General features: G+C 77.2%; 2 protein-coding genes. One reads left to right on the plus strand and one right to left on the minus strand.

The features are described 5' to 3' along the window. Window positions 1-691: AraC family transcriptional regulator (locus BKE38_RS30180; protein WP_165694339.1), on the minus strand; the 691-nt coding region annotated here is incomplete at its 3' end. Between the two features lie 61 nt (window positions 692-752). On the opposite strand from BKE38_RS30180, the gene BKE38_RS30185 reads away from it, so the two are divergent. Beyond that, window positions 753-1079: DJ-1/PfpI family protein (locus BKE38_RS30185; protein WP_207553748.1), on the plus strand; the 327-nt coding region annotated here is incomplete at its 3' end.

A 1079-nucleotide genomic window follows, 5' to 3' on the forward strand; every position in this document is an offset into this window, starting at 1 on the left:
CGGCGGCGATGGCGGCCAGCAGCGGCTCGAAAGGCGCCGCGCCGCGGGCCTGCAGCGCCAGCAGCGCGCTGACCTGCTGCTGCCCGCCGGCGCGGCGCAGCGGCACCACCAGGCGGCGGGCGACGCGCGCGGCCAGCGCCGCGTCATGGTCGCGCTCGATCAGCGCCAGCGCCAGGTCGATCCCCGCCGTCACCCCGGCGGTGGTCCAGACCGGCCCGTCCTCGATGAACAGCGGCTGCGGGTCGACGGTGACGGCGGGATGCTCGGCCGCCAGCCGGTCGCAGGCGCGCCAGTGGGTCACCGCGCGGCGCCCCTCCAGCAGCCCGGCGGCGGCGGCCAGGAAGGCGCCGGTGCAGACCGCGCAGACCCGCGCCGCGCGCCCCGCCGCTTCGGCCAGGAAGCCGCGCCAGGCCGGGTCGCCGCTGGCGGCATGCACGCCGGGGCCGCCCGGGATCAGCAGCGTGCCGATCGGGCCCTCCGGGCAGGCCTCGACGGTGACGCCGAAGCCCGAGGTGGTCGCCGCCGTCCCAGCGGCGGGGCCGACCACGCGCAGCGCATAGGGCGGCGCGGCGCCTTCCTCGTTGGCGGTGGCGAAGGCCTGGGCGGGGCCGGCCAGGTCGATCGGCTGCAGGCCGTCGAAGGCCAGGATGGCCACCAGGTGGATTGGCAGGATCTGTCCGGTTTCTGTCATCGACGCGGCCTGCGCTGACGGGCTTGCTGGGCCCGCAGCCGTTTGCCGGAGGAGCATAGCGATGACCGACCCCCAGGGCACCCCCCAGGGCACCCCCCAGGAGACCCGCACGCGCCAGGTCAACATCCTGCTGGTGCCGCGCATGGTCCAGCTCGACATGGCCGGGCCCTTCGAGGTGCTGGCACGGGTGCCGGGCTGGTCGGTGACGCTGGTCGCCGCCAGCCTGGAGCCGGTGCGCACCGATCGCGGCCTGCGCATCCTCCCCGACGCGACGCGCGAGACGGCGCCGGCCGCCGACCTGCTGGTGGTGCCGGGCGGCGGCGGCGTCGATGCGACGATGCTCGACCCGGCCTGGATTGACTTCGTGCGGCGCCAGGCGGCGGCGGCG

It is taken from the genome of Teichococcus deserti (assembly GCF_001982615.1).
GTDB lineage: Bacteria > Pseudomonadota > Alphaproteobacteria > Acetobacterales > Acetobacteraceae > Pseudoroseomonas > Pseudoroseomonas deserti.